Genomic DNA, 18,523 nt, shown 5'->3' with positions numbered 1-18,523 from the left:
TCAACAACACCACGCATGCTTTCAGGAGTGGATGCATCAACAGCTGTTCCTGTCTCGCGTACATGGTCTTATTAGCCAGCCGCAGGAGTAGGTAGCTAGGCCACCATCCCCTAATCCGTTTGTGTGAATCGTCATCACGATGGGTTCATGAGAGAATTCGCAAGAGAGCGTCGAGGGCGACCGCCAGCCAGGACCCTGGATATCTCAGTCACTCGTCTCTAACGCACGAACAATATCCAAGACTGAGTGAAGGCGGATGCAAGCCCGATAACGTGCCCTTGAGGGGGCCCACTCATGAGAACCGTGCTGGCAATAACGCTTTCCTGGGCGATGATAGCGGTCTACAGCCAAAGCAGTCGCTATGTGTACTTGCCCGGATACGCCTACAAAACCGATCCGACTTGTAAACGTACTGAACCGCCGTCCAAGTTTGATAGGCGCTGCGATTATCCGACGCTCGGATTCCCCGATTTCACGCCGCCGCCAACAATCGGAACCGGCGCAATTTGAGCTCACCAGGCCGGCTGATCGGGGCTTCTGCGCTCGGGGAAGCTGGCGAAATTCCTTAGTGCAGCCTTCCGGCGTCGAACGAATACCTGTCGAGTATGAAAAAGCAGTGCCCGTCGGACTGCGGACACTGCTTGCGTCGGGTTGGGGCAGGATTGCCACCCCGGGAGGGTCAAATCGCGAGATATCAGCTCGCTATGCTAGGATCACGACAATCTTCAACGAAGACGGTTCCACGATCACAATTCGACCGTCCGCCAGCACAAAGAACAGGTAGCCCTCATATCTAGGCACGATCTTGACGATGCGCGGCGGGAGAGGTTTCAGCTTAACCTTGACTGTCTCCGGAACCACGACGCCTACGGAAACGTCGACGTCAACGTCGATAGGCTCGACGTTTTCCTCTTTGATGATCTGAGTGATCTCGGTCTTCTGCTCCACCGTCACGTCGACGTCACCGGACGAACCTGAGGTCTGCTCCTGTGTTTGCTGGGAGTCGCTCTGGTCTTGCTGTTCGGTTCCGCCTTGCGACGGCTGTTGTTCCGTCTCGCCTTGCGCCGGCTGCTGGTCCGGCTGCTCAGTCGTACCGGTGTCAGGCTGCTGCTGCTGCTGTTGATCTGTTTGGGTTCCGCCTTGACCGGCATCCGGCTGCTGCTCATCTGTGGCCTGACCTTGCTGCCCGTCAGGGGCTGGCTGGTCTTGATCCTGCTGGGTTGCTCCACCTTGAGCGTCTGGCTGCTGCTGGTCAGGCTGTTGACCCTGTTCCGCACCACCTTGCGGGCATTCCGCGCCCGCCGGGCATTCGGTCGATTGTCCCTGCGCCGGTTGCTCCGTCTGTGCGAAAACCGGTCCGCAAGCAACACCGAGGCCCAAAGCAATGGCACTCTTTATGAGGATACCTGTCATTAGAAGTTCTCCAATTATGCATCCCTTCTGAATGACTAACCCGGGCGGTCTAAGCCTTGTTCCTGTATCGGACCTTTGGCCGTACATTCGATCGCTGGCGCCAGACTAAGGTCCGTATGGATCTAAGATGATGACACCCTAGGTTCGTAGGGGTTGCCGCGGTGACGCACCCACAAGAACCTATTTATTTCAGAAGCGATTTAGAGCGGGGACCGTCGTAGAAGCACGGGCCCCGTTTGTCTGTTGGCTTAGCCTGTGGCGACGCGATCCCGCTTGGTCATGATTTTGCGAGCCAAGCGAAGATGGAGATCCTGACGGCCTCTGCTGATCGCCCGACCTCATGCTGCCCTGTGTTCCGCGGATCTCGAATCGGTGTTTTGCCCCAAGCTTTTCGGGATTGATCTCGTCATTGTTGCCTAGCGCGGGAGTTGCACGCTGCCGAAATAGGTTACTGGACAAAAGTCCCTATCTGCCGGAGATCAGAATAGTAAATATTTGGCGGCAAACTTGCTGAGACCGCATTGCCGCCCTTCGGCGGCTCACTTTCCTGCATCAGCTTGGGAAAGTTTCTCTCCAGCACTGTCAGTAGCGTTCGTCTACTCTTCACTGTTCTTGTCGGAACTTAATTCTGTCGTGAGGGTTTCCTCAGGGAAAAGAACATGAAGGAGAACTCTAAATGGCTGATAGAGGACCAACAGTAGTCAATACTGGGGGGAGTGGCGGTGGTTGGGCCGTCGCGGTAATCGTGGTTCTGGTAATTGTCGGAGCCTTGTTCCTGTTCGGGGGCGATCTGTTCGATGGCGTCGGTGGCGGCGGTGGAAATACCAACGTCGATGTGAACGTGCCGAATGTTGAAGCGCCGCAGGCACCTTCAGGCGGACAGGAAACTCAACAGGCCCCCTCGGGCGGACAGGGAACTCAGCAGGCCCCATCGGGCGGACAGGGAACCCCAGCGCCGTCGGGCGGCGCACAGCAATAGCAACGAGCGGTCGCTCTCGGACGCCGGCTTAGGTTTAGGTCCGTCTATTTTCGCGTCGCCTGCGAGGTGGAACACTCGGGCCTCTCCTGCCGGTTGGCATGGGAGGCTTCCACATTTCGTGATCAAAGCGGTGACTGATAGCCAACGCGCGGTTCGGAGTTTGGCTCCTGGCTTCGCCCCTGCTCCTAATGCCTTCTCGCGAGCTAGAGCATCCCGCTTTCAAGCGGAACCGCTGGAAACGGAAAAGATGCTCTAGAATCTAGAGTGCTAGAGCGTCCTTCGTGCGTTCACTTGAACGCACGGCGCTCTAGAGGGCTTTCATCGTCCATGAGATCGCTCGAACTCCTCGTTCTGATTCCTGGCATTAAGCGTGGGTCGCCGTCGCCGGCATGAACATGTAGAGCAGATCATCGCAGCCCAAGCCGCAGGTCTGCCCACTTGGTGGGACGCACCCAGCGCGGGCAGCTTTGGCCGACCAGGTCGATGAAGTCGCGGATCAGCAGATCTGGATCCGCGCGGCTCCGAGGTGCTGTTCATGCGATGGTTGGCGGCGAAGGTGAAAAAGGGAGGCTAGGCTGCCTTTGTGAAGTCCCCCATGTCCGTGGTCAACGAAACTATCGGCGTCTCCGCCCTATAATTCAGGACGATTTCGCGCTTGGAAGTACGTTTTGAACGATTTAGAAGCGGCGTATAACCCTGTTGGGTTATTTTGCCTTCAGCGTCTTGGTGGTAAATTAGTTGTTGCGAATATCTCCATCGCAAGCGGGCAATTGTTGGCAACGTTCAACGAGATTTGCCCGTATATGTGCGCGTCAGTGCTACGCGCGCATAAAGATAAAATGGAGAGACAAAGAGCGAATGATGTAATTCAAGCTCTAGCCCGAATGACTTGTGATACCGCAAGCAATATGTCGGGTGAATTTTTGCTTTAGTCTTCATAAGTACTCGCGGCGGACGGAAGTCCGCCAATCTGACGATCGTGGGAGACCACGACAAAGCAGGGAGGGCGTAATGGATAGACTAAGACGCATTCTTACTCTTTCGACGGCGCTAGCGTTGATGGCGACATTCGCTGCCCCATTCACGCTAGATATTGCAAAAGCCGATGTCCAACGTGATGACAGTCGCAGTGACCGCGATGGCGACCGTGACCGCGACCGTGACCGCGACCGCGACCGCGACCGCGATAATGATCGCGACGATGATGACCGCGACGATGACGATGACGACGACCACGATGACCACGATGACCACGATGACCACGATGATGATGACTAACCGCAATGGCCTCACGTGGTAATAGCGGGGGGCCCGGTTACCGCGGTGGTGACGGCGTGCCCGGTAAGTAAATCCGGCAAAAGCGACGCCGATCGCTAACTTGCAGAACATTCGGGAGGGCGGTCGCTCACAGGAAGACGCCCTCCCGTTTCTCGTTGAACTCAGCTAATCCAATCTTGCCGCCGGCAAGCAGGGTCTCGACCGCAAGCTCGTTTCTAGGCACGCGGTCGCTTATTTGATGCGAGTCGCCGAGGTCAGCAGGCAAAGACCCTTGAGGCGATCCCCGAGGCCGGACCAAGCCGCGAGGAGGCGATGCAGTACCTTGCGAAGAAATGAAAAACAGTGCCCGCGGTGTTGCAGACACTGCTTGCGTATATTTTTGGGGGACAGGGTTGCCCCGGTGGGTGGGCGAACGTTTATCAATTCACAAAGTGCTAAAATGTTCCGTATGCGAGCGCTCGAGAGCGCTTTGCTATGCTTAAATGCGAGTCTTGGTTTTCCCTTTTCCGTTATTTCCGCCCTTTCCGGCATTCCACCCCTTACCACCCTTGCCGCTGCCGGATTTTGCGATCGCCTCGGAAGTGAGGCTGGTTGAAAGCAGCATCGTCACCAGCGGCGGAGTTACTGCTGCGAAACGCCCGCAACTTTTCAGAAACTCGCGCCGATCCTCATCGCTCCGCGAGGGCTGTTCTGTAGGCTTATCCATAGGATTCTCCTTCCAGATTGCTTTCGGCATTTTACAGCGGAAGCTAAGAAGCTAATATGATGCCATATACCTCTTTAGAGTTACATAAGTGGTCGCGTTTCGCTGTGGACTGTCGCGCCATCTCGCATTATGCGGATCTGCGCTGTATATGATCTCTGCCCATTTCGGGCTTTTCGCTCAGTAGTGATGCCCATGTTTTTGCTACATGCCTCGCCGCGTTGCTACATTTAGCATTAGCACAGCAAGAACGGGTTGAGAGGGCTCAAACGAGAGCTAATCGGACATGAAAGAAATGGTGCAAACGGCTGGAAAAGCGGGAAAGGGCAGGTACTTCAATGCCCCTGTTTTCGCCGTGGCCCCTATGATCGATTGGACGGATACGCACTACCGCTTCTTCGCGCGGCAGCTTTCGCGGCATGCATTGCTCTATACGGAGATGATCGTCGCCGATGCGATCCTTCGCGGCGATCGGCAGAGGTTGCTCGGTTACGACGCCTCCGAGCATCCGGTCGCGCTGCAGCTCGGCGGCAACGATCCGGCAAAGATGGCGGAGGCGGCACGGATCGCCGAAGCTTTCGGTTATGACGAGATCAACATGAATGTCGGCTGTCCGTCCGACCGCGTGCAGTCCGGCACCTTCGGCGCCTGTCTGATGCGAGAGCCCGAGCTCGTCGCCGAATGCGTTGCGGCGATGAAGGCGGCGGTGAAAATTCCCGTGACCGTGAAGTGCCGTATCGGCGTCGACGACCAGGACCCGGAAGTGGCGCTGCGCAGGCTCGTCGCCTGCGTCAGGGACGCCGGCACGGATGCCGTCTGGGTACACGCGCGCAAGGCCTGGCTGCAGGGATTGAGCCCTCGGGAGAACCGCGAGGTCCCGCCGCTCGACTATGGTATCGTGCATAGGCTGAAGGCGGAAAATCCGAACCTTTTCATCGGCCTGAACGGCGGTCTTCAAATGCTGGATCAGGCGCTGGAGCATGTGGGTTTACCGGTGCTCGACATCAGCGCGGCGAAGGCTGGCGAGCAGGTCGGCGACCGCGCCTTGCGTCCGGCCGGTTCTGCCACGCCGGAGCAGGATGCGGCTGCGTCTCATGACCGTCCGCAACCTGCTCTCGATGGCGTGATGCTCGGCCGCGCCGCCTACCACGACAGCGCACTGCTGACGGCGGCAGACGGCTATTTTGCCCATCCACTCACGGGTGCCGCACCCGAACCGATTGGGGCACACGCCTTCTCGGAACGCCACCACCGCCTGTCGCTCGATTTCTGGGCCGGCGTGCGCGATGCCATGGCGGACTATGCCGCCGCTCACATCGCGGCCGGCGGCCGGCTGGTCCATGTCACACGCCACATGGTCGGCCTCTTCCAGGGCTGGCCCGGCGCGCGGCGCTACCGCCAGCTTCTCTCCGCGGAGGCCACCCGCAAGGGCGCCGGCCCGGAGGTGATCCACGCCGCCTTTGACGCGGTGTTCGAGGCGGCGAGCGCAAGGCAAGCAGCGGAGTAGGGCGGAAGCTTCTTCCCTGAACGCCCTCATTCCTGTGCTCGCCACAGGAATCCACGCACAGCGCGTCGGCGCTGTGCGTGACGCAATCGAAGCATGGAATTTCAAACTCCCGCGCCCAAGGACTTGGGCGCTGGATTCCTGTGACGGGCACAGGAAGGAGGGAGCGAAGGGACGAACCGGCGCTAGCTAGCCCAACTCCCGGTAAGCGCCCACAAACGAAAAACGGCGCCTCTCGCGAAGCGCCGCTCTTCAAATTCTGCGCGAAACGTCCGGCTTAGGCAGCCTGGATGTTGACGGCCTTCGGGCCCTTGCCCATGCGGTCCGGCTCGGTGTCGAACGTGACCTTCTGGCCATCGTTAAGCGTTGCGAGGCCGGCGGCCTGAACGGCGGAGATGTGGACGAAAACGTCCTTCGCGCCGCCATCTGGCGTGATGAAGCCGAAGCCCTTGTCCTGGTTGAAGAATTTTACGGTGCCCGTGGTGGCCATGGAAGAAGTCCTTTTCCTTCAGTCTGTCATTTTGCCGCAACCCTCAGCTTCAATATCATGCTTAGGTTGCCGCAGGTAGTATGCTCACGCCCCAAAAAGGGATGCGAACCTGTCGTCTTCAGCGTCTTACAGCGCCGCGTCTCAGACGCGCAAAGATCGCTGTAAACTTTGAGCCGCTGCATTTGTTCGTGCAGCAGCGCTGAAAGGCGTCGAGTGGTCACGATATCGGGGAAAAGACGTCAACGATGCCGCTTGCGGCAGTCCCGGTTCACGCCGGGCTCATACGAAAGTCCAGTCTCCGGGATTGAAAACGCCCGAACGGCGTTAGAAGTGACAGCATTCGGCAAAAAAGGCAAGGGATTTGTGCCCGGCTTTCACCTCGGAGCAGGCCAGGCGAGACATTGATCGCACCGGATGGCCCATCAAAGTAGAGCGAGGCCGAGTTTCCCGCATCCAATGCTTCACCGAAGCGGTGGATTGCCCTGTTCCCACCACATTTTGGTCCTGACCGCTGCTAAACGTAGCGCCGCCGAGTCGGCCGCGCTAATGTCGTGTCTTGATGCCCGGAGACCGAGCCGTTACGTCTGGGCGCGCAGAGGAAATTACAGTTGACGAAGAACAGGTGGCCGGCGTGATCGATCCCTATGTCCTCCTTGGAATTGAGCGCGATGCCGATGAGCGGGCGGTCCGGACGGCTTACCGCAAGGCGGTGAAGACCGCGCATCCCGACCGCGGCGGCGATGCCGAGCAGTTCGGCAAGCTGCAGGCTGCCTACGACCTCCTGAAGGACCCGGTGCGGCGCAAGGTCTATGACGATACCGGCTACGATCCGCAACTCGCCGATCCGAAGGATCTCAAGGGCCTGATGATGCTGGAGACGCTGGTCAACGAGTTCATCCTCGACGTGCGCGAGCCCGGCAGCTTCGATCCGGTCGCGGCGATGCGGCGCAAGCTCTCCGACGATATCGTCAAGAACCGCTTCCATATCCTCGAGCTGGAACGCCACCGCTCCCGCGTCCGCAAACACATGGACCGTCTCGGCCGCCGACCGGAGACGGACGTCCTCGGCTCGATGCTGCGCGCCCGCAGCCAGTCGATCGCCGACGCGATCAAGAACGCCGAAGCCCAGATCGAGGCGATCGAGCAGGCATATGAGATGCTCGAGGGGTATTCGTATGAACTGGAAGCGCTCGAAGTGAAGGCGGCGGAGTAGCTCGCTGCGGCGTTAAGCCGGATTTTCATCGGCTCCGCGCGAATAGGGTCTCCGGCCGCTTCAGCAGGCGGCGCCTGCAACCAGTCCATCTCATATCCGAGGCGTTGCAGCGAACGAACGGCTCGCGCCGGCAGTGGACCGGCGCGACCGCTCTCGTTCATCTGTCTCCGCCCATGTCGGGCGCTCGCTTATAGTCTTACTGTCTATCCCTCGAACCGTCTGACGTGCCGTTGTCGCCGTGATCATTGTCAGCACTGCCGCCAGGATCGCGGTCACCGTTGCTGCCATTGCCGTCGTGATCAGGGATGCCACCGCCGCCGCCCGGATCAGGATCGCCACCACCGCCGCCGCCGGGATCGGGATCGCCACCGCCGCCGCCGCCCGGATCGGGATTGCCGCCGCCACCGCCGCCCGGATCGGGATTGCCGCCGCCGCCACCGCCGCCGCCGCCACCGCCGCCGCCGCCACCGCCGCCGCCGCCGCCGCCGCCGCCACCGCCGCCGCCGCCGCCACCGCCGGTGTTATCACCGCCATTATTGCGCCGGCTCTCGCGGTCGCTGCCCCTTTCCTCTGCGATGGCTTGTATCACTGCAGTGGTCAAGGGCGGGCATTGTCTGAGTTGCTCGGGCGTCAGTATGTCGACCCTGTTCTCAGCCATGCAGCAGGCCGCATAATTCGCCTGCGTCAGCGGGCTGCACTGCTCCGCTGTGACTATGGTCGTCTCGACCGCCTGAGCCCGCGCGGGGACCGGCGCCGCCAGAAAACCGACCGACACCAGAGCCAGCCCGGTGCTCGTGAGAAGTGTATCTAAGGTTTTCATTGAAACCTCCCTAAATTAGTAGCTACTGAAATTCACAATCGGGAGGATTGTTCCGTAAAATCTTAGGGGTTTGAGTAGGCCGTAGTGGAGAAATTGGCTGCGATTCCCCCTAACCCCATGAAAAGTTGTGGTTCCCGCGCGGGGTTGCGCGTTTCCCACGCGTCGTTGCTCAAACGGTGTAGAAGGACGTGGTTCCGGGTTGACGTGTGCTGAAAATCTGGTCAACGGCAGGCGAGCTCGACCGTCCCGCCGCGCGCAAGCTCTCCAACCATCACCGCCCCGGCCGCCCCGTCTTGCCCTTCGTCCGCCCCTTGCGCCGCTTTTCCTCCGCCGGGTCCTCATAAGACCCGACCCCCGGCTTCGCCCGGATCAGTGGCTTCTCCGGCACTTTCCCGATCACCGGCTTCTCCGTCCGTCCGACCGTCATCTCATCGAGGGAATTCTTCCGGAACAGCGATTGCCCCTCATCGGATTTCCGCCCGGCGGGAATAGCCACGTCGCGGCCCATTTCATCGAGGTCTGGCTTGCGGAAGAGGGGGCGTTCGGTGTCGGTGCCCGGGCCCATGTCGTCGATCGAGGGTTTTTGGAAGTAGCCCGGGGTTGACGCGGGCTTACCCCCCTCTGTCCTGCGGGACATTTCCCCCGCCGAGGGGGAGATTGCGCTAGGCGCGCCCTTGCTACCCCCTTTGCGACCTTCGGCGCTCTTCGCCTCTCCTTTCCTTTTCCCTGTCGCGCCTTCGGCGCTTCTCGCCTCTTCGCGTGCCATCGGATCGTCAAGCGCGGCGAGTTCGGCGGCTTTCAAGCGTTTGATCTCGTCGCGGAGGCGGGCGGCGGTTTCGAAGTCGAGGTCGGCGGCGGCGTCGCGCATCTGTTTTTCCAGCGCGTTGAGATGCGCCTGCAAATTGTTGCCGACGAGGTGGCCGCCGTCGGCAAAGCCTTTGCCGGAGACGCCGGAGATGTCGGCGCGGACGTGGTCGCGCTCGTAGACGCTGTCGAGGATATCGGAAATCTTCGCCTTCACCGATTCCGGCGTGATGCCGTGCTCGAGGTTGTAGGCCATCTGCTTCTCGCGGCGGCGGGCGGTTTCCTCCATCGCCCGCTGCATCGAGCCGGTGATGGTATCGGCATAGAGGATGACCTTGCCGTCGACGTTCCGGGCGGCGCGGCCGATCGTCTGGATGAGCGAGGTTTCCGAGCGCAGGAAGCCTTCCTTGTCGGCATCGAGGATGGCGACGAAGCCGCATTCGGGGATGTCGAGGCCCTCGCGCAACAGGTTGATGCCGACCAGCACGTCGAATGCGCCAAGGCGGAGGTCGCGGATGATCTCGATGCGCTCCAGCGTGTCGATGTCGGAGTGCATGTAGCGCACGCGCACGCCCTGTTCATGCAGATATTCCGTGAGGTCCTCGGCCATGCGCTTGGTCAGCACGGTGACCAGAGTGCGGTAGCCGGCGGCGGCGGTCTCGCGGATCTCCCCGAGCACGTCGTCGACCTGCGTCTTCGCGGAGCGCACCTCGACCGGCGGATCGATAAGGCCGGTCGGGCGGATCACCTGCTCGGCGAAGACGCCGCCGGACTGCTCCAGCTCCCAGCCGCCGGGCGTCGCCGAAACGGCGACGGTGTCCGGACGCATCGCGTCCCATTCCTCGAAGCGCAGCGGCCGGTTGTCCATGCAGGAGGGCAGGCGGAAGCCGTATTCGGCGAGCGTCGCCTTGCGGCGAAAGTCGCCGCGATACATGCCGCCGATCTGCGGAATGGTGACGTGGCTCTCGTCGATAAAGATCAGTGCATCGTCCGGAATGTATTCGAACAGCGTCGGCGGCGGCTCGCCCGGTTTGCGGCCGGTCAGATAACGCGAATAGTTCTCGATGCCCTGGCAGGAGCCGGTGGCCTCGAGCATTTCGATGTCGTAGCGGGTGCGCTGGTCCAGCCGCTGCGCTTCCAGCAGGCGCCCGGCGCGCTCCAGTTCGGCGAGGCGCTGCGTCAGCTCCTCCTTGATCGCCTTGATCGCGGCATTGAGAGTCGGGCGCGGCGTCACATAGTGCGAGTTGGCGTAAATCTTCACCGATTTCAGGTCGCCGGTCTTCTGGCCGGTGAGCGGGTCGAACTCGGTGATCGAGTCGATTTCGTCGCCGAACATGGAGATGCGCCAGGCGGCATCCTCCAGGTGGGCAGGGAAAATCTCGATCGTATCGCCGCGGACGCGGAAGGAGCCGCGCTGGAAATCCATGTCGCGGCGCTTGTATTGCTGCGCCACGAGGTCGGCCAGCAGCTGCCGCTGGTCGAGCCGGTCGCCGACATTCATCTGGAAGGTCATCGCCGTATAGGTCTCGACCGAGCCGATACCATAGATGCAGGAGACCGAGGCGACGATGATCACGTCGTCGCGCTCCAACAGTGAGCGCGTCGCCGAGTGGCGCATGCGGTCGATCTGTTCGTTGATCGAGGATTCCTTCTCGATATAGGTATCCGAGCGCGGCACGTAGGCTTCCGGCTGATAGTAGTCGTAGTAGGAGACGAAATACTCGACGGCGTTATCCGGGAAGAAATTCTTGAACTCGGAATAGAGCTGTGCGGCGAGCGTCTTGTTCGGCGCCAGGATGACGGCAGGGCGCTGTGTCGCCTCGATCACCTTGGCCATGGTGAAGGTTTTTCCGGAGCCGGTGACGCCGAGCAGCACCTGGTTGCGCTCACCCGAGGTAAGGCCCTCGACGAGGTCGGCAATCGCCGTCGGCTGGTCGCCTGCGGGCTCGTAGTCCGATTGCATGCGGATGGGGATGCCGCCTTCGGATTTTTCCGGCCGGGACGGGCGGTGCGGCGTCCAGAGCTTGCCATCCTTGAACAGCGGATTGCCGCTCTCGATCAGCGCCGCAAGCGCCTCGACGGTCGCGGTTACGCCAGTTCCTGCGCTCACGGCCGCATCGCCCTCCGGGCTGGCCTCCGCGCCGGGCGCCGGACGTTCGGCGGCGGACGCTTGTCCGCTGCGCTTCGCTCCGGACGTCCCTTGCCTGCCAATGCCTAGCCGCTCCGCTTCTTCCAGCGACATGTCGAGTCCGGCCACCGGGTTGAGCCCCGCGGCGGCGCGGGTCTTTGGATCGGTTGAACCGCCCATCGAAGTACCGCGGGCCGATTTCATCGCCGTGACGTTGCCGCCCTTGGATTTCGCTCCCTCGGGTCCCTCTGCGGACCTGTTGCCGCTCGATTTCGAGGCGGCAATCTCCACCTTCTTGCGGTGCTTGCCGGCCTTCGAGGCGATTTCGCGCTGGGTTTCAAAGGTGGACGCTTCCGCCTCCGCCTCGAGCTGCTTCACCCAATCCGAGACATTGCCGGAAAGCGGCGTGCCCGAGAGCGGCGCCTGTGGCGCTTCCTCGAAACCGCTGGGTGCTGACGATTTCTTCCGGGGATTTTTAGGAGACTGGGCCATGCGGGGGAATATGGACAGAGTCATGCGGAAAGCCAAGAGGGAATGAGTACAAAAGGGAAACGGAGAGGGTGGATTTTTCCGCCTCTACGGTTGACATCGCCGCCCCGCTTGCGCGGCAGGATTGCGGCATAGCTGCCTTGATCGCTGGCAGGACGTGGCCTTTAACGAAGGCTTGGAGCGGTCTTGCGTCGAGGAGCCGAAGGCGCTTGCAACGGCGGGTGAGGCCGGATCATTCTTGGCCTCTGATTCGTGCTCTCCCGAGGTTTTCATGCCCTTCGCCGTCAATCCCGCCTATGTCTGGCCGGTCCTGCTGCTCCTCATCTCCAACATCTTCATGACCTTCGCCTGGTATGGGCACCTGAAGTTCACCTCTTCGCCGCTCTATATCGTCATCGTCGCGAGCTGGGGCATCGCCTTCTTCGAATATTGGCTTGCGGTGCCGGCCAACCGCATCGGCCACTCGGTCTATTCGGCGGCGCAATTGAAGACGATGCAGGAGGTGATCACGCTCACCATTTTCGTCATCTTCTCGGTCTTCTGGCTGAAAGAGCCGATCGGCTGGCAGCAGTTCGTCGGCTTCGCGCTGATCGCCCTCGGTGCCTCGTTCATCTTCAAGGCGTGAGGCTCGCTGCGCCTCAGCGCCGCCGGAACAACTGATCGAGAATGACGCCTTCCAGCCGCGCCAGTTCCGGCGCGCCGTGCCGGCGCGGGCGTTCGAGCGGGATCGGCAGGTCGAGCGAAATGCGGCCGTTGTCGATCACCACCACGCGATCGGCGAGCGCCACGGCTTCCGTTACGTCATGGGTCACGAGGACGGCGGTGAATTTCTGCTGCTGCCAGATGCGTTCGAGAAGCTGCTGCATCTCGATGCGCGTGAGCGTGTCGAGCGCCCCGAGCGGCTCGTCGAGGGCCAGAATGAAGGGATGGGCGACGAGGGCGCGGGCGAGCGCCACGCGCTGGCGCTGTCCGCCGGAGAGAACCGAGGGCCATTCGCCGGCGCGGTCGGCCAGGCCGATCTCGTTGAGGATCGCCAGCGATTGTTCGCGGGCCCCTTGACCTTTGACGATACCGGCGAGGCCGACTTCGACATTCCTGCCGATCGTCGCCCAGGGCAGGAGGCGCGGCTCCTGGAACATGATGCGGCTACGCTGGCCTTCGGCCTTGCCGTTGGCGATCACCAATGATCCGCCGGTCGGACGATCGAGGCCGGCAAGCAGCCGCAGCAGCGTGCTCTTGCCACAGCCGCTCTTGCCGATCACGGCGACGAACTGACCCTGCGCCACGTCGAGATCGATGCCGTCGAGCACCGTCTTGTCGCCGAAGCGCTTGATGATGCCCCTGAAGGAAAAGGCGGGCGCGGCGCTGTGGCCGGGCTCCGGCGAAGGCTGTGAAACGCGGTTTCTGGTCGTGCCTTCTGCGGTGGCGGATTTGCCCTGCGGATGGAGAGCTATGACGGACATGCGGGTTCGCTCCTTTTTGAGTGCCGGCGTGTATTCAGGCCCTCTGGAAGGCCGGGTGCCATTGCAGCGTGAAACGTTCGAGGAGCCGTGCGAGGCTATCGGCGAGCTTGCCGAGCAGGGCGTATATCAGGATAGACAGCACCACGACGTCGATCAGCAGGAATTCGCGCGCCTGCATCGCCATGTAGCCGAGGCCGGAAGAGGCGGCGATCGTTTCGGCGACGATCAGCGTCAGCCACATGATGCCGAGCGCATAACGCAGCCCGACGAAGATGGCAGGCAGAGCGCCCGGCAGGATCACGCGAAAGAACAGTTCGCGTCGCGACATGCCGTAGATGCGGCCCATTTCGACCAGTTGCGGATCGACGCTCTGGATGCCGAGCAAGGTGTTGACGTAGATCGGAAAGAAGACGCCGAGGGCAACCAGGAAAAGCTTCGCTTCCTCGTCGATGCCGAACCAGAGGATGACGAGCGGGATCAGCGCAAGATGGGGGATGTTGCGCACCATCTGTAGCGTCGTGTCGGTGACGTCGCGGCTCAAGGTCGACAGCCCGTTGGCGAGACCGAAGACCAACCCGATCGAGCCGCCGACCGCGAAGCCCGATAATGCCCTCAGGGTGCTGACGCCAATGTTTTCGAAAAGCTCGCCTGAGGCAAACAGGCGGAGGAATGCTTTGACCACGGACGAAGGTGCCGCCATGACGTTCGGGGAAATCCAGCCAACGCGGGCGGCGATCTCCCAAACCAGGATGACGATCGCAGGCAGCGCCCAGCCGGTGAGAGTGCGAAGGTATGATGCTGCATGCCGCTTGATCATGGCCTGTCCTTTAGATGACTGCCCCGCCCGCGCCGGCCTTAAAGCCGACGCCGGCATGGTCTCGCCCTGGGAGGGTTCATTCTCGGAGCGGGATAAGTAAGGTTTGAAGCGGTCCGCCCGCATCCGCTCCAACGTTTCAGGATGATCGCAGGATCGTCCTGCGGAATCAGTTGCCCGGCGCTGTCCAGACCGCATCCGAGATGGTGATCTGTTTCGGGATGATTCCAAGCTTGTGGAACCGGTCCGCTGTCTGCTGCTGGCCGGCGACGATCTCTTGCGTAATCGGGCCGATGTCGAAGACGGTGCGATTGGCGGCGAGCGTCTGCGGTTCGAGCGGGACGCCGGTCACCTCGTGCAGGGCTTCGGCCACCTTGTCTCGATTGGCGTCCGCCCAGATGGCGGCATCCTTCAAGGCGGCAATCGTGGCCGATACGGTTTCCGGATGGTTTTTCGCAAAGTCGCGATTGGCGAGGAAATAGGTGTTGACGTTCAGCGTCTCGGCCGACGTCGTCAGAATGCGCGGCTTGTAGCGCGTTTCTGCGATGGCGAAGAAGGGATCCCATACCGCCCAGGCGTCGATCTTGTCGCTGGCGAAGGCTGCTGCCGCCTCCGCGGGGTTGAGATAGACCGGCGTAACCTCGTTGAAGCCGACGCCGGCCTTTTCGAGGGCGGCCACGACGAGATTGTGCGCGCTGGTGCCTTTGCCAACGCCAATCTTCTTACCCTTGAGGTCTGCAAGCGATCGTACCGGCGAGTCCGGCTTGACGAAGATCGCCTCGCCCTTGCCGTTCGAGGGCAGGGCGGCCGCGTAGACGATCGCCGAGCCTGCCGCCTGGCCGAAGATCGGCGGCGCATCGCCAGTCCAGCCGACATCGATCGAGCCGACGTTCAGCGCTTCGACCAGCGGCGGGCCAGCGGTGAATTCGACCCAGGAAACCGAAACGCCCTGCGGTTCCAGCACCTTCTCGATCACCTTCTGCTGGCGGGCAACGACCGGCAGCCCGGTCTTCTGGAAACCGATACGGAATTCCCTTAGATCTTCCGCCATGACGCCGAAGGAGGCGAGGACGGCGGCGGTGAAGAGCCCGGTGCCGAAAAGTCGTTTGGTCAGTTTGAACATCGATCCCACTCCTGCTGTCGGGACGGGCATTCGAGGCCGGTCCGATTTCGTGGGAACCAGTGTAATAGAACATCACTAAATTTATAGAGTTTATTTGCTCTGCGCACGGGCATGGAAGAGAAACGATTTTGCAGCGGCCTTGATCAGACCGGAGCGGATTTTCGCCTCGGTCAGTCGAGCAGGTCGAAAGCGCGGTACATCCAGGTGAGTTGATAGAGAACCGCGGCCACGAGAAAAACGCCATGGAAGCGCCGGTTCGGCGTCAGGGCGGTCGCGATGCATAGGACAATATAGGCCGCATTCCGCAGCGGATACTCGATGCCGAAGGACTGGAAATAGGCACTTCCTTTTACAGCCGTATCGACGATGTCGACGGCGAAGGCGAGGGCGAGAAAGCCGAAGAACCAGGCGCGCCGCGACATGAAATAGTGCTCGTATCCGCTGTACTCTTCGAGCGAGGTCGGGAAGAGAAGCACGCAGAGAAAGAAAAAGACGCAGGCGTAGAGGATGACGAAGAGATAGACGCTGACGTCGATCACCGGGAGCGCATGCAGGTGATATTCCCACCACCAGAAATGGACGAGGAACACGAACATGAACAGCACCCAGCCGAGATGGACCCAGTAGACCCGGGTCTTGCCGGGATGCTGCACGAAGAGCGCGACGCCGCTTAAGAGTCGTGCCAGGCTCAGGCTGATGATCATGCCCATCACGACGCGGATATGGGAGAAGACAGCCGGATCCGGTTGCGGCGCGTCCATCGCTGTGTTCCCTATTCCCCCGGCGGCACCGGCGTTGGTCTGCCGGTCGCATCGAGCGCCACCATCACGAAAATGGCGTCGGTGACCTTCTCCATCACATGTGAGAGGTAGCGCTGCGCCCAGGCTTCGACCTTGAGCGTCATGGAGGTGCGCCCCACCTTGATGACGTCGGTATAGATGCAGAGCGTGTCGCCGATTTTCACCGGCAGCGCGAAGGCCATTTCCTTGACGGCGGCGGTCACCACGCGGCCCCTGGCGCGCTCGGCAGCCCGGATACCACAGGAAAGGTCCATCTGGGCCATGACCCAGCCGCCGAAGATATCGCCGGCGGCATTGGCATCGGCGGGCATGGCGAGCGTACGCAAGGTAAGCTCTCCGTTCGGCTTGATCACTGCAGTCATGCGGCCTGTCTCCCTGTTGCCGGACAAGGGTTTTAGCGTACGGCTGGCGTCCGAGGAAAGGGTATGCATCGACAATTCCACGCTGAGTGAGGGCAGGGCCTGCTCGTCTCGGTTTCCGAAGCGTTAATTGCCGACCGTCAAATCTAGTGAGCGTTTGTTAGGAGCTTTGCAAATACCTGCCTCTATGCTGCAGTTCTCTAAATGGAGGCAGGGGATGAAAAGATTTCGGATTTCGGCGCGTCTTTACGCGCTGGTGGCGTTCGCGCTCTTGACCATGGCCGCGGCACTGATCTTCGGATTGCTTCAGGCGCAGGACAAGCTGGTCGCCGAGCGCAAGGCAATGCTTTCGGCGATGAACGAAAACGCCATCGCGGTGTTCGACGCCTACTACAAGCAGGAAACGGCGGGAACGCTTTCGCGCGAGGAGGCGCAAAAGCGGGCGTTGGAAGCGGTCAAGGCGATGCGTTACCAGGGAAGCGGCTATTTCTGGGTGAACGACATGCACCCGACGATGGTGATGCATCCGATCAAGCCGGAACTGGACGGTAAGGATCTCTCCCAGAACAAGGACCCGCACGGGAAGTTCCTCTTCATAGAATTCGTCAAGACCGTCGAAGCCAAAGGGCAGGGCTTCGTCGATTACTACTGGCCGAAGCCCGGCTTCGATGAGCCCGTGCTGAAATATTCGCATGTGGCCGGTTTCAAGCCCTGGGGCTGGGTGGTCGGTACCGGCGTCTATGCGGACGATCTCGCGGCGATGTTCCGCGAGCGCGCCTGGCAGATGGGCGGCATTCTCGCCGCGGCGGCGCTGGCGATCCTGCTGGCGGCGCTGGCGATCGTGCGCAGCGTGGTGCGGCCGGTCGAAAAGCTGAAGGTCTCGATGCGCGCGATTGCAGATGAGGACCTGTCCTCCGAGGTGCCCGAGACCGACCGCGGCGACGAGATCGGCCAAATGGCGAAGGTGCTGGTGGTACTCCGCGACTCGGTCAAGGAGCGTCTGGAACTGCGCTCGCGCGAAGCGGAGCAGCAGGATAGGCTGAGTGCCGAACGGCGCGGCAACGAGCAACGCCAGCGCGCCACTGCCGAAGCGCAGGCCGATGCGATGGAGACGATCGGCGCCGCGCTCGAGCGGTTGGCTGGTGGCGATCTCACCGCCGAAATCGAGCGGATCGCGCCGGAATACGGCAAGCTGAAGCACGACTTCAACACTGCCGCCGCAGCGCTCCGCGACGTGATCGGCGCCATTTCGCAGTCGACCGAAATCGTCCACGGCAGCGCCGGTGACATTTCCGAGGCGGCGAACAATCTCTCGCGCCGCACCGAGCAGCAGGCGGCAGCATTGGAAGAGACGGCGGCCGCTCTTGATGAGATCACCTCGACCGTTCGCCACGCTTCGGAGCGCGCCATCGAAGCGCGCGACGTGGTCAATGAAACCAAGGCGAGTGCCGCGAAATCCGGCGGCATCGTCCGCAATGCGATCGACGCGATGGGGCGGATCGAAGCCTCCTCCAGCCGGATCAGCCAGATCATCGGCGTTATCGACGAGATCGCGTTCCAGACCAACCTGCTCGCGCTCAACGCTGGCGTCGAGGCGGCGCGGGCGGGCGAGGCTGGACGCGGCTTTGCAGTGGTCGCCCAGGAAGTGCGCGAGCTTGCCCAACGCTCGGCCGGTGCCGCAAAGGAGATCAAGGACCTTATCGGCACCTCGGTCAAGGAGGTCGGCGCCGGCGTGAACCTGGTGCGCTCGACGGGCGATGCCCTTATGGAAATCGAAACCTTGGTCAATCGCGTGAACGAGCAGGTGGCTTCGATCGCAACCGCATCCCGCGAGCAGGCCACAGGCCTCCATGAGGTCAATACGGCGGTCAACAGCATGGACCAGATGACACAGCAGAATGCGGCCATGGTCGAGGAAACGACCGCGGCTAGCCAGACGCTGGCCCAGGAGAGCCGGGAACTGAAGGCGCTGCTGGAAAGATTCTGCCTGCAGCAGCGGGATAGCCAGTCGGCCTACGGCAAGGCTGCAGCCTGAAGGAAGACAAATAGAAAATGATCTTGCAAACTGGCCCGCGTTCGAAAAGGACGCGGGCTTTTTTATTCGTGCGTTCCTCCGTCGATCCTATCGCCGGTTGTATGTGGA

At 61.4% G+C, this 18,523-nt stretch carries 18 protein-coding genes; 7 read left to right on the top strand and 11 right to left on the bottom strand.

Going from position 1 to position 18,523, the window contains the following annotated elements; translation table 11 throughout:
• Positions 1-294: 294 nt before the first annotated feature.
• Positions 295-510, top strand: a complete 216-nt coding sequence (locus tag PYH37_RS21485) for a hypothetical protein (RefSeq protein WP_280733423.1) — start codon at positions 295-297, stop codon at positions 508-510.
• A 192-nt stretch (positions 511-702) separates the two neighbouring features.
• Here PYH37_RS21485 and PYH37_RS21480 read toward each other — a convergent pair whose 3' ends face one another.
• Positions 703-1,413 carry a DUF1236 domain-containing protein gene (locus PYH37_RS21480; protein ID WP_280733422.1) on the bottom strand — a complete coding sequence of 237 codons (711 nt, stop codon included), beginning with the start codon at positions 1,411-1,413 and terminating at the stop codon, positions 703-705.
• 676 nt (positions 1,414-2,089) lie between these two features.
• Between PYH37_RS21480 and PYH37_RS21475 the strand changes: the two genes are divergently transcribed.
• Positions 2,090-2,392 carry a hypothetical protein gene (locus tag PYH37_RS21475; RefSeq protein ID WP_280733420.1) on the top strand — a complete coding sequence of 101 codons (303 nt, stop codon included), beginning with the start codon at positions 2,090-2,092 and terminating at the stop codon, positions 2,390-2,392.
• Positions 2,393-3,060: 668 nt separating this feature from the next.
• On the top strand, positions 3,061-3,324 hold the full coding sequence (locus PYH37_RS21470) for a hypothetical protein (protein ID WP_280733419.1): 264 nt from the start codon (positions 3,061-3,063) through the stop codon (positions 3,322-3,324).
• Between the two features lie 154 nt (positions 3,325-3,478).
• Here the strand turns inward: PYH37_RS21470 and PYH37_RS21465 are convergent, their stop codons facing one another.
• Together PYH37_RS21465 and PYH37_RS21460 are read right to left on the bottom strand one after the other, a co-directional pair.
• Positions 3,479-3,781: a hypothetical protein gene (locus PYH37_RS21465; RefSeq protein WP_280733418.1), complete on the bottom strand. Its 303-nt coding sequence runs from the start codon at positions 3,779-3,781 to the stop codon at positions 3,479-3,481.
• Between the two features lie 367 nt (positions 3,782-4,148).
• Positions 4,149-4,376 carry a hypothetical protein gene (locus PYH37_RS21460; RefSeq protein WP_280733417.1) on the bottom strand — a complete coding sequence of 76 codons (228 nt, stop codon included), beginning with the start codon at positions 4,374-4,376 and terminating at the stop codon, positions 4,149-4,151.
• Between the two features lie 283 nt (positions 4,377-4,659).
• Between PYH37_RS21460 and dusA the strand changes: the two genes are divergently transcribed.
• Positions 4,660-5,880: a tRNA dihydrouridine(20/20a) synthase DusA gene (gene dusA / locus PYH37_RS21455; RefSeq protein WP_280733416.1), complete on the top strand. Its 1,221-nt coding sequence runs from the start codon at positions 4,660-4,662 to the stop codon at positions 5,878-5,880.
• 274 nt (positions 5,881-6,154) lie between these two features.
• Here the strand turns inward: dusA and PYH37_RS21450 are convergent, their stop codons facing one another.
• The gene (locus PYH37_RS21450; RefSeq protein WP_280733415.1) at positions 6,155-6,367 is read right to left on the bottom strand and encodes a cold-shock protein; all 213 of its coding nucleotides are present in this window, start codon (positions 6,365-6,367) and stop codon (positions 6,155-6,157) included.
• Positions 6,368-6,968: 601 nt separating this feature from the next.
• Between PYH37_RS21450 and PYH37_RS21445 the strand changes: the two genes are divergently transcribed.
• Complete coding sequence (locus PYH37_RS21445) at positions 6,969-7,580, top strand: J domain-containing protein (RefSeq protein WP_280736125.1); 612 nt, start codon at positions 6,969-6,971, stop codon at positions 7,578-7,580.
• Positions 7,581-7,776: 196 nt separating this feature from the next.
• Here the strand turns inward: PYH37_RS21445 and PYH37_RS21440 are convergent, their stop codons facing one another.
• Both PYH37_RS21440 and uvrB read right to left on the bottom strand, forming a co-directional pair.
• A complete protein-coding gene (locus tag PYH37_RS21440) occupies positions 7,777-8,400 on the bottom strand; it encodes a hypothetical protein (protein WP_280733414.1) in 624 nt (207 codons plus the stop codon).
• 271 nt (positions 8,401-8,671) lie between these two features.
• Entirely contained in the window at positions 8,672-11,824 is a 3,153-nt protein-coding gene (uvrB, locus tag PYH37_RS21435) for an excinuclease ABC subunit UvrB (RefSeq protein ID WP_280736124.1), read from the bottom strand.
• 268 nt (positions 11,825-12,092) lie between these two features.
• Here uvrB and PYH37_RS21430 point away from each other — a divergent pair, with 268 nt between their 5' ends.
• A complete protein-coding gene (locus tag PYH37_RS21430; protein ID WP_280733413.1) occupies positions 12,093-12,446 on the top strand; it encodes a DMT family protein in 354 nt (117 codons plus the stop codon).
• Positions 12,447-12,459: 13 nt separating this feature from the next.
• On the opposite strand, the gene PYH37_RS21425 is transcribed toward PYH37_RS21430, so the two are convergent.
• The 5 genes from PYH37_RS21425 to PYH37_RS21405 all read right to left on the bottom strand — a co-directional run bounded on the left by PYH37_RS21425 (position 12,460) and on the right by PYH37_RS21405 (position 16,383).
• Complete coding sequence (locus PYH37_RS21425; RefSeq protein WP_280733412.1) at positions 12,460-13,284, bottom strand: ATP-binding cassette domain-containing protein; 825 nt, start codon at positions 13,282-13,284, stop codon at positions 12,460-12,462.
• 34 nt (positions 13,285-13,318) lie between these two features.
• On the bottom strand, positions 13,319-14,101 hold the full coding sequence (locus tag PYH37_RS21420) for an ABC transporter permease subunit (RefSeq protein WP_280733410.1): 783 nt from the start codon (positions 14,099-14,101) through the stop codon (positions 13,319-13,321).
• Between the two features lie 166 nt (positions 14,102-14,267).
• Complete coding sequence (locus PYH37_RS21415; protein WP_280733409.1) at positions 14,268-15,221, bottom strand: aliphatic sulfonate ABC transporter substrate-binding protein; 954 nt, start codon at positions 15,219-15,221, stop codon at positions 14,268-14,270.
• Between the two features lie 170 nt (positions 15,222-15,391).
• A complete protein-coding gene (locus PYH37_RS21410; RefSeq protein WP_280733408.1) occupies positions 15,392-15,982 on the bottom strand; it encodes a hypothetical protein in 591 nt (196 codons plus the stop codon).
• A gap of 11 nt (positions 15,983-15,993) precedes the next feature.
• The gene (locus PYH37_RS21405) at positions 15,994-16,383 is read right to left on the bottom strand and encodes an acyl-CoA thioesterase (protein ID WP_280733406.1); all 390 of its coding nucleotides are present in this window, start codon (positions 16,381-16,383) and stop codon (positions 15,994-15,996) included.
• Positions 16,384-16,597: 214 nt separating this feature from the next.
• Here PYH37_RS21405 and PYH37_RS21400 point away from each other — a divergent pair, with 214 nt between their 5' ends.
• A complete protein-coding gene (locus PYH37_RS21400) occupies positions 16,598-18,415 on the top strand; it encodes a methyl-accepting chemotaxis protein (protein ID WP_280733405.1) in 1,818 nt (605 codons plus the stop codon).
• The last annotated feature ends 108 nt before the right edge of the window (positions 18,416-18,523 follow it).

Origin of the sequence: Sinorhizobium numidicum, assembly GCF_029892045.1 — a bacterium.
Taxonomy (GTDB): domain Bacteria; phylum Pseudomonadota; class Alphaproteobacteria; order Rhizobiales; family Rhizobiaceae; genus Sinorhizobium; species Sinorhizobium numidicum.
The sequence above is the reverse complement of the archived record's forward strand: the minus strand, read 5'-3'. Positions and strand labels throughout refer to the sequence as shown.

Excerpts from the sequence above, each read along its gene's own strand:
- PYH37_RS21430 (WP_280733413.1), top strand. The coding sequence starts at position 12,093 with ATGCCCTTCGCCGTCAATCCCGCCTATGTCTGGCCGGTCCTGCTGCTC.
- PYH37_RS21425 (WP_280733412.1), bottom strand. The coding sequence starts at position 13,284 with ATGTCCGTCATAGCTCTCCATCCGCAGGGCAAATCCGCCACCGCAGAA.
- PYH37_RS21475 (WP_280733420.1), top strand. The coding sequence starts at position 2,090 with ATGGCTGATAGAGGACCAACAGTAGTCAATACTGGGGGGAGTGGCGGT.
- PYH37_RS21415 (WP_280733409.1), bottom strand. The coding sequence starts at position 15,221 with ATGTTCAAACTGACCAAACGACTTTTCGGCACCGGGCTCTTCACCGCC.
- PYH37_RS21405 (WP_280733406.1), bottom strand. The coding sequence starts at position 16,383 with ATGACTGCAGTGATCAAGCCGAACGGAGAGCTTACCTTGCGTACGCTC.
- PYH37_RS21440 (WP_280733414.1), bottom strand. The coding sequence starts at position 8,400 with ATGAAAACCTTAGATACACTTCTCACGAGCACCGGGCTGGCTCTGGTG.
- uvrB (WP_280736124.1), bottom strand. The coding sequence starts at position 11,824 with ATGGCCCAGTCTCCTAAAAATCCCCGGAAGAAATCGTCAGCACCCAGC.
- PYH37_RS21410 (WP_280733408.1), bottom strand. The coding sequence starts at position 15,982 with ATGGACGCGCCGCAACCGGATCCGGCTGTCTTCTCCCATATCCGCGTC.
- dusA (WP_280733416.1), top strand. The coding sequence starts at position 4,660 with ATGAAAGAAATGGTGCAAACGGCTGGAAAAGCGGGAAAGGGCAGGTAC.
- PYH37_RS21480 (WP_280733422.1), bottom strand. The coding sequence starts at position 1,413 with ATGACAGGTATCCTCATAAAGAGTGCCATTGCTTTGGGCCTCGGTGTT.
- PYH37_RS21450 (WP_280733415.1), bottom strand. The coding sequence starts at position 6,367 with ATGGCCACCACGGGCACCGTAAAATTCTTCAACCAGGACAAGGGCTTC.
- PYH37_RS21485 (WP_280733423.1), top strand. The coding sequence starts at position 295 with ATGAGAACCGTGCTGGCAATAACGCTTTCCTGGGCGATGATAGCGGTC.
- PYH37_RS21400 (WP_280733405.1), top strand. The coding sequence starts at position 16,598 with ATGAAAAGATTTCGGATTTCGGCGCGTCTTTACGCGCTGGTGGCGTTC.
- PYH37_RS21465 (WP_280733418.1), bottom strand. The coding sequence starts at position 3,781 with ATGTTCTGCAAGTTAGCGATCGGCGTCGCTTTTGCCGGATTTACTTAC.
- PYH37_RS21420 (WP_280733410.1), bottom strand. The coding sequence starts at position 14,101 with ATGATCAAGCGGCATGCAGCATCATACCTTCGCACTCTCACCGGCTGG.
- PYH37_RS21460 (WP_280733417.1), bottom strand. The coding sequence starts at position 4,376 with ATGGATAAGCCTACAGAACAGCCCTCGCGGAGCGATGAGGATCGGCGC.